The 7450-nt window shown below is 64.6% G+C and carries 7 protein-coding genes; 1 reads left to right on the forward strand and 6 read right to left on the reverse strand.

The annotated features are described in order from the left end of the window. Positions 1–18: 18 nt before the first annotated feature. The 5 genes from CFB40_RS12260 to uvrB form a co-directional block, all read right to left on the reverse strand. Positions 19–1416, reverse strand: a complete 1398-nt coding sequence (locus CFB40_RS12260; RefSeq protein WP_089431324.1) for a 4Fe-4S binding protein — start codon at positions 1414–1416, stop codon at positions 19–21. After that, entirely contained in the window at positions 1413–2255 is an 843-nt protein-coding gene (locus CFB40_RS12265) for an FTR1 family iron permease (RefSeq protein ID WP_089431326.1), read from the reverse strand. The genes CFB40_RS12260 and CFB40_RS12265 overlap by 4 nt, the downstream gene beginning before the upstream one ends. Before the next feature lie 58 nt (positions 2256–2313). Beyond that, entirely contained in the window at positions 2314–2646 is a 333-nt protein-coding gene (locus CFB40_RS12270; protein WP_027786891.1) for a cupredoxin domain-containing protein, read from the reverse strand. 55 nt (positions 2647–2701) lie between these two features. Further along, positions 2702–3253, reverse strand: a complete 552-nt coding sequence (locus CFB40_RS12275) for an iron transporter (RefSeq protein ID WP_021163417.1) — start codon at positions 3251–3253, stop codon at positions 2702–2704. Between the two features lie 218 nt (positions 3254–3471). Beyond that, positions 3472–5562: an excinuclease ABC subunit UvrB gene (gene uvrB, locus CFB40_RS12280; protein WP_089425833.1), complete on the reverse strand. Its 2091-nt coding sequence runs from the start codon at positions 5560–5562 to the stop codon at positions 3472–3474. Between the two features lie 267 nt (positions 5563–5829). On the opposite strand from uvrB, the gene CFB40_RS12290 reads away from it, so the two are divergent. Beyond that, complete coding sequence (locus tag CFB40_RS12290) at positions 5830–7029, forward strand: amino acid aminotransferase (protein ID WP_089431328.1); 1200 nt, start codon at positions 5830–5832, stop codon at positions 7027–7029. A gap of 119 nt (positions 7030–7148) precedes the next feature. On the opposite strand, the gene CFB40_RS12295 is transcribed toward CFB40_RS12290, so the two are convergent. Next, on the reverse strand, positions 7149–7450 hold a 302-nt coding region (locus tag CFB40_RS12295), incomplete at its 5' end, for an SDR family oxidoreductase (RefSeq protein ID WP_141661953.1).

The following is a 7450-nucleotide window of genomic DNA, read 5'->3' on the forward strand; positions in this document are numbered from 1 at the left end:
AGCGGCACGCGATCCGCTTCAGAAACCCCAGAACATCAACCACCAGGCGCTGTCGATGACGGCAAGCGCGACGGCGAACCACGCGAACGCCGCAAGCCGGCGCGGCCAGCCCGCATAACGCCCCGTCACTTTCCACGCGAGCCACGCACTCCATGCGTTGGCGCCGACCAGGATCGCGATGCGCACATCGGTCGCCCAGCCGAGCGGCACATGCTCGGCACGCAGCAGCGACAGTGTCGTGGCCGACAGGCCAAGGAACACCCCCGCTCCTGCAATCGGAATCAACGCCTGTGCAAGATGATGCAGCCGCACGCGATCGAAGCGGCCGAGCATCAGCGTCGCGCCGGCCAGCAGCACCAGCAGTGCCGTGCCGTACACGAGCCCCGTGCCGACGATGTAGCTGATGACCAGCCCGCCGTCGAGCCACGAGAACACGTCGTTACGATCCGGATAGTGCGTGAGCAGGAACCACGGCGCATTGGTGTCGAGCGGCCACGTGATGTCATGGTCGATCAGCCAGCCCGCAAGCCATTGCTTGATCTGCACGAACCACGGGCTGACGGTCCAGTGGAACGCACCGATCGCGACGCCGAGCAGGCCGTACAGGATCAGCGCGGTGTCCCACGGGTTCGCCTGCTGCGCGCCGAGGTTCACGACCTCGTCGGACGGCGAGCGCAACGACAGCGAGATCGCATCCCGGTGCCCGCTGCAGCGGCCGCACATGTGGCAGTCCGCCGCGCCCTTCATGTTGCGCAACGGCACGAGCGGCGCGCAGTTGATCGGAATCACGCGATGCCCATGCTCGCCGTTCTTGTACGACCGGCGCCATGCATCCTCGTCGACCTTGTAGCGCATCGGCGCGAGCCGCGCGAGCAGCCCGAACACGCCGTTGACCGGGCACAGGTACTTGCACCACACGCGCTTTTCGCGGCCGTACAGCACGCCGATCACGATCGCGCCGACGGTCGAGCCGCCGAGCACGAACAGCACCGCGAGCGGGTACTGGTACACGCTCACCATCTGCCCGTAGATCGTCGTGAGCCCGAACGCGACGAACGGCCAGCCGCCCCACCGCATCCAGCGCGGAATCGGGCCACCACGGCCGAACTTGCTCGCGAATTCGGTGAGCGCCCCTTCCGGACACAGCACGCCGCACCAGACACGGCCGAGCATCACCATCGACAGCAGTACGAACGGCCACCAGATGCCCCAGAACGTGAATTGCGCGATCAGCGTGAGGTTGTTCCACAGGTGTGCGGAGTCGTCCGGCAGCGGCAACACCGCCGGCACGATGATCAGGAACGCATAGACGGCGACGACGGCCCACTGGATGCCGCGGATCAGCGCACCGTGGCGCTGCATCCATTGGCCGGCCTGCGCGAGCCAGCCCTGCTTGGCTGCGGCGACAACGCTCATGCCGCGCGACCTGCCGTGACTGCCGGACGACGGCTCGCGCGCTTCATCAGCAGCCAGACCACCGCCCAGTACACCGCATACGCGACCAGGTTGGTCAGCGCCGGGTGGGCACGATAGCCGGTCAGCGTGGCGACGAGCGAGCCGAACGTGCCCGAATCATCGAGGATCGCGGACGTGTCCCACACCTGCGAAATGCCGAGCGGCAGGATTTCCTTGTCGATCAGCTTGTCGACGCCCGTCTGGAACAGGCCGGCGCCGAGGAACAGCAGCATCACTTCCGTGACGCGAAAGAAATGCCGCCACGAGAAATACTTGCCGCCGAGTTGCAGCAGATAGAACGTGAGGAACGCGAGGCCGAGGCCGATCACGACCGCGAGCATCTGGCTGCCGTCGACGTGACCCGACTGGCCGAAACCGAGACCGTACAGGAAGATCACCGTCTCGCTGCCTTCGCGCGCGATCGCGAGCGCGACCAGCACCGCGACACCCCACCAGTTCGAATCGCGCGTGCTCTGCTGCAGCGATTGCTCCATGTCGCGCTTCAGCGTGCGGCCGTGCCGGCGCATCCACAGCACCATCTGCACGATCAGCACGCATGCGATCAGCACCATGGCAGTCTGGAAGTAGTCCTGCGCGTCGCCGGACAGCACTTCGGTGAAACCGACCAGTGCGGCACCGAGGCCGACGGCCATCAGCAAGCCGACACCGACGCCGGCCCAGAGAAAAGGCAGGCCGCGGCGCGCGTCGTCGTCGCCGTTTTTCAGCCATGCATAGAGAATGCCGACGACGAGCAGCGCTTCGACGCTCTCCCGCCAGACGATGAACAAGATCTGACCCATCGATACCTCCTGACGCGCGGTACACCAGGCAGGTGCGCCCGCGCGCAGATAAAACGCATTACTTCGCGACGATCACGCCCTGCGCCTGCTGGTGGAAATCGTCGAAAAACTTGTATTCACCCGGTGACAACGGTGCGACGACCACGAATGAATCGGCGCCCGGCGCGAGCACCTTCTCCTTGCGCAGTTGCACGCTCTCGAATTCGGCGGCGCCCTTGCCGGTGTTCTTGATCTCGATCTTGAAACGCTGGCCGGCCGGCACTTCGATGCGGGCGGGATTCAGCTTGCCGTCCGTCATCTCGAGCTTGAACGTCGGCAGATCGGCAGCGTACGCTGCGCCGGCAAGCCACAACGCAGCGGCTGCGGCAACGATTTTCTGGGGAATTTTCATTCTGGGTTCTCTACGCCGACGGCGCGCCGAAGCGCGCCGTTCGTGATGCCACCGATCAGTAACCGCCCTTCTTGCCGATACCGGCGAACGGGAAGTCGTACTCGAGGGTAATGGGCTTGAACCATGCGCCCACGCCCGTTTCCTTGTCGATGTGACGGCCGAACGCCATGTGGCCCGTCTGCATCGGCGGCTTGACGACCATCGTCAGGTGGTACTTGCCCGGGCCGTTCAGCTTCACGTTGTCGCCGTAGTGCGGACCGTCGCTCGCGACCATGCCCATCAGGTCGCCTTCAGCCTTCCACTTCGTGTCGCCCTGCTTCGTCAGCTTGTACGTGACCTGCAGGTACGGCATCCAGTCGCCTTCCGCGAAACCCGTCGGGTTGTTCTTGACCGCATGGATGTCGGCCTCGAGGTGGATGTCGGAATCCGACGCCTTGCGCATCATCCCTTCCGGGTCCATCGTGATCGGCTGCAGGTACACCGCGCCGATTTCCATGCCGCCCTGGATCTGCTGCTTGCCGATCGGATATTCGGCAGCCGAGGCCGACATCGCGGCAAGCGCCGCCGCTACCGCAACCGTCGTGCGGATGAACGAAGAACCCAACATGGACACTCCTTGTTATTTGATCTGGAACCATGCGAACCGACCGCCAGCCGGCCCACTGAAAACACTAACGCGACAAAGAACGTTAATGCGAACAATTCTCAATAATCACGAAGTTTAGCACCGAACCTGTTTCGGAACAAACGACGAGCCGTGTAAACCCCTGATCCGACAAGGCTTACAGGTTCGTTACGCAGGGTTTCGGTGACGCTTGGAAAGATTTACCGGCCGCCGTTGACGTGATCGCCGACGTTCGCGCCGAACACACGCTCGCGCAGCAGCGCAAGTTGGTCGCGGGTCGCGGCGGCCTTCTCGAACTCGAGATTCTTCGCGTAGTCGGCCATCTGCTTTTCGAGGCGCTTGATTTCCTTGGCGAGCTGCTTTTCCGACATGTCCTCGAATTTCGCGCGCTGCTGCGCCTCCTTCAGCTCCGCGCGTGCCTCGTCCGCGTTGTAGACGCCGTCGATGATGTCCTTGATGCGCTTCACGACCCCGCGCGGCGTGATGCCCATCTTTTCGTTGTGCGCGATCTGCTTCGCACGGCGCCGCTCGGTCTCGCCGATCGCGCGCTTCATCGACTCGGTCATGTTGTCCGCGTAGAGGATCGCCTTGCCGTTCACGTTCCGCGCCGCGCGGCCGATCGTCTGGATCAGCGAGCGCTCCGCGCGCAGGAAGCCCTCCTTGTCCGCGTCGAGGATCGCGACGAGCGACACCTCGGGAATGTCGAGCCCTTCCCGCAGCAGGTTGATCCCGACCAGCACGTCGAACGTGCCGAGCCGCAGGTCGCGGATGATCTCGACGCGCTCGACCGTATCGATGTCGCTGTGCAGGTAACGCACCTTGACCCCGTGATCGGCCAGAAACTCGGTGAGCTGCTCGGCCATGCGCTTCGTCAGCACGGTGATCAGCACGCGCTCCTCGGCCTTGACGCGCGCGTTGATCTCGGCCAGCACGTCGTCGACCTGCGAGCTCGCCGGCCGCACTTCGATTTCCGGATCGACCAGGCCCGTCGGCCGCACGACCTGTTCGGCGATCTGCCCGGTCACGCTCTTCTCGTAGTCGGCCGGCGTGGCCGACACGAACACGACCTGGCGCATCTTGCGTTCGAACTCGGGGAACTTCAGCGGCCGGTTGTCCAGCGCCGACGGCAGCCGGAACCCGTAGTTGACGAGGTTTTCCTTGCGTGCGCGGTCGCCGTTGTACATGCCGTTCAGCTGGCCGATCAGCACGTGCGACTCGTCGAGCAGCATCAGCGCATCGGGCGGCAGGTAGTCGACGAGGGTCGGCGGCGGATCGCCGGGCGCCGCGCCCGAGAAATGTCGCGAGTAGTTCTCGATGCCCTTGCAGAAGCCGAGCTCCTGCAGCATCTCGAGATCGAAGCGCGTGCGCTGCTCGAGGCGCTGCGCCTCGACGAGCTTGCCGTCGTTGTGAAAGTACTCGAGGCGCTCGCGCAATTCGTCCTTGATCGTCTCGACCGCGCGCATCACGGTGTCGCGCGGCGTCACGTAGTGCGACGACGGATACACGGTGAAGCGCGGGATCTTCTGCCGCACGCGCCCCGTCAGCGGGTCGAACAGCTGCAGCGTCTCCACCTCGTCGTCGAACAGTTCGACGCGCACGGCCAGCTCCGCGTGTTCGGCCGGGAAGATGTCGATCGTGTCGCCGCGCACGCGGAACGTGCCGCGCTGGAAATCCTGCTCGTTGCGCGTGTACTGCATCGCGATCAGCCGCGCGATCACGTCTCGCTGGCCGAGCTTGTCGCCGGCGCGCAGCGTCAGGATCATCTGGTGATATTCGGACGGATTGCCGATACCGTAGATCGCCGACACCGTCGCGACAATCACGACGTCGCGGCGCTCCATCAGGCTCTTCGTCGCCGACAGCCGCATCTGCTCGATGTGCTCGTTGATCGACGAGTCCTTCTCGATGAACAGGTCGCGCTGCGGCACGTACGCTTCAGGCTGGTAATAGTCGTAGTACGAGACGAAGTACTCGACCGCGTTGCGCGGGAAGAACTCGCGAAATTCCGAGTAGAGCTGCGCGGCGAGCGTCTTGTTCGGCGCGAACACGATCGCCGGGCGGCCGAGCCGCGCGATCGTGTTCGCCATCGTGAAGGTCTTGCCCGAGCCCGTCACGCCGAGCAGCGTCTGGAACGAGAGGCCGTCCTCGACCCCTTCGACGAGCGTCTGGATCGCGGTCGGCTGGTCGCCTGCGGGCGGATACGGTTGATACAGCTGGAACGGCGACCCTTCGAAGGTCACGAATTTCGATTCGTCGAGCGCGTCGCCGGTTTCGGCTTTATGTTCGGACATGGAATGCGGCCGGAGCGAGGGCAAAGAAAGCATTCTAGCGCTTCGCGGCCTCGCGAACTGCTGCCGGCTCCTGACGCGCGACGGCCGCCCAAAATCGCGATCCCCGGCCGAATTTCGCCGCCGAAACGCCGCCCCCGCCTGCGTGAATTCGCTACAATGTCAGGCTGCTGCGCTTTCCGGCGTCGTGCCTGCCAGCGCGCGGTTCATCCACCGCGCCCGCCCCGCCCGTTGAAAGCCTGACCCTCTTTTCACTACTGCCGAATCATCATGTCGCTCTTCTCCGCTGTCCAGCTTGCTCCCCGCGACCCGATCCTGGGCCTGAACGAAGCCTTCAACGCCGATACGCGTCCGACCAAGGTCAACCTCGGCGTCGGTGTGTACACGAACGAAGAAGGCAAGATTCCGCTGCTGCGCGCGGTTCGTGAAGCAGAGAAGGTGCGTGTCGAAGCCGGCCTGCCGCGCGGCTACCTGCCGATCGACGGCATCGCCGCCTACGATGCGGCCGTGCAGAAGCTGCTGCTCGGCAACGACTCGCCGCTGATCGCAGCAGGTCGCGTGGTCACGGCCCAGGCACTGGGCGGCACGGGCGCGCTGAAGATCGGCGCCGATTTCCTGCGCACCGTGAACCCGAACGTGAAGGTCGCGATCAGCGATCCGAGCTGGGAAAACCACCGCGCGCTGTTCGAAGCAGCCGGCTTCGAAGTCGTTGCGTACCCGTATTACGACGCTGCCACCAATGGCGTGAACTTCGAAGGCATGCTGTCGGAACTGAACAGCTACGCGGCAGGTACGGTCGTCGTGCTGCACGCGTGCTGCCACAACCCGACCGGCGTGGACCTGACCGAAGCGCAATGGCAACAGGTCGTCGACGTCGTGAAGGCACGCAACCTCGTGCCGTTCCTCGACATGGCCTACCAGGGGTTCGGCGAGAACATCGAGGCCGATGCCGCTGCCGTGCGCCTGTTTGCCGCGGCTGACCTGAACGCGTTCGTGTCGTCGTCGTTCTCGAAGTCGTTCTCGCTGTACGGCGAGCGCGTCGGCGCACTGTCGATCATCACGTCGAGCAAGGAAGAAGCGACGCGCGTGCTGTCGCAACTGAAGCGCGTGATCCGCACAAACTACTCGAACCCGCCGACCCATGGCGGCGCCGTGGTCGCAGCGGTGCTCGCTTCGCCGGAACTGCACGCTTCGTGGGTGCAGGAACTCGGTGAAATGCGCGATCGCATCCGCGCAATGCGCAATGGTCTCGTCGAGCGCCTGAAGGCAAGCGGTGTCGATCGCGACTTCAGCTTCATCAACGAGCAGCGCGGGATGTTCTCGTATTCGGGCCTGACCTCGGCGCAAGTCGATCGCCTGCGCGACGAGTTCGGCATCTACGCAGTCGGCACGGGCCGGATCTGCGTCGCCGCACTGAACACGCGCAACCTCGACGTGGTCGCCAATGCGGTCGCAGCCGTCCTGAAGTAACACGGCTTGAGCAGGCGGCAGCCGTCATCGGCCCCGCCCTGCCAAAATGAAAGACGCGCTCCGTGGAGCGCGTTTTTTATGCCATTCACCGGCGGGCAGCGACCCCGCCCGCACCCGCATCACTGCATGAACCAGCCGTGGCTGACGACGACCGACTGGCCCGTGAGCGCGGCGCTCGGGAAGGCCGACAGGAACAGCACCGTCTGCGCGACGTCCTGGACGGTCGTGAACACGCCGTCGACCGTATTGCCGAGCATCACCTTCTTCACCACTTCCTCTTCGCTGATCCCGAGTTCCTTCGCCTGCTCCGGAATCTGCTTGTCGACCAGCGGCGTGCGCACGAAGCCCGGACACACGACGTGCGAGCGCACGTTGTGCTTTGCGCCTTCCTTCGCCAGCACGCGGGCCAGGCCGAGCAGGC

This window comes from Burkholderia sp. AU31652, assembly GCF_002223155.1.
GTDB lineage: Bacteria > Pseudomonadota > Gammaproteobacteria > Burkholderiales > Burkholderiaceae > Burkholderia.

Coding starts and splice junctions, on each gene's coding strand:
- CFB40_RS12260 (WP_089431324.1), bottom strand. CDS start 1,416: ATGAGCGTTGTCGCCGCAGCCAAGCAGGGCTGGCTCGCGCAGGCCGGC.
- CFB40_RS12265 (WP_089431326.1), bottom strand. CDS start 2,255: ATGGGTCAGATCTTGTTCATCGTCTGGCGGGAGAGCGTCGAAGCGCTG.
- CFB40_RS12270 (WP_027786891.1), bottom strand. CDS start 2,646: ATGAAAATTCCCCAGAAAATCGTTGCCGCAGCCGCTGCGTTGTGGCTT.
- CFB40_RS12275 (WP_021163417.1), bottom strand. CDS start 3,253: ATGTTGGGTTCTTCGTTCATCCGCACGACGGTTGCGGTAGCGGCGGCG.
- uvrB (WP_089425833.1), bottom strand. CDS start 5,562: ATGTCCGAACATAAAGCCGAAACCGGCGACGCGCTCGACGAATCGAAA.
- CFB40_RS12290 (WP_089431328.1), top strand. CDS start 5,830: ATGTCGCTCTTCTCCGCTGTCCAGCTTGCTCCCCGCGACCCGATCCTG.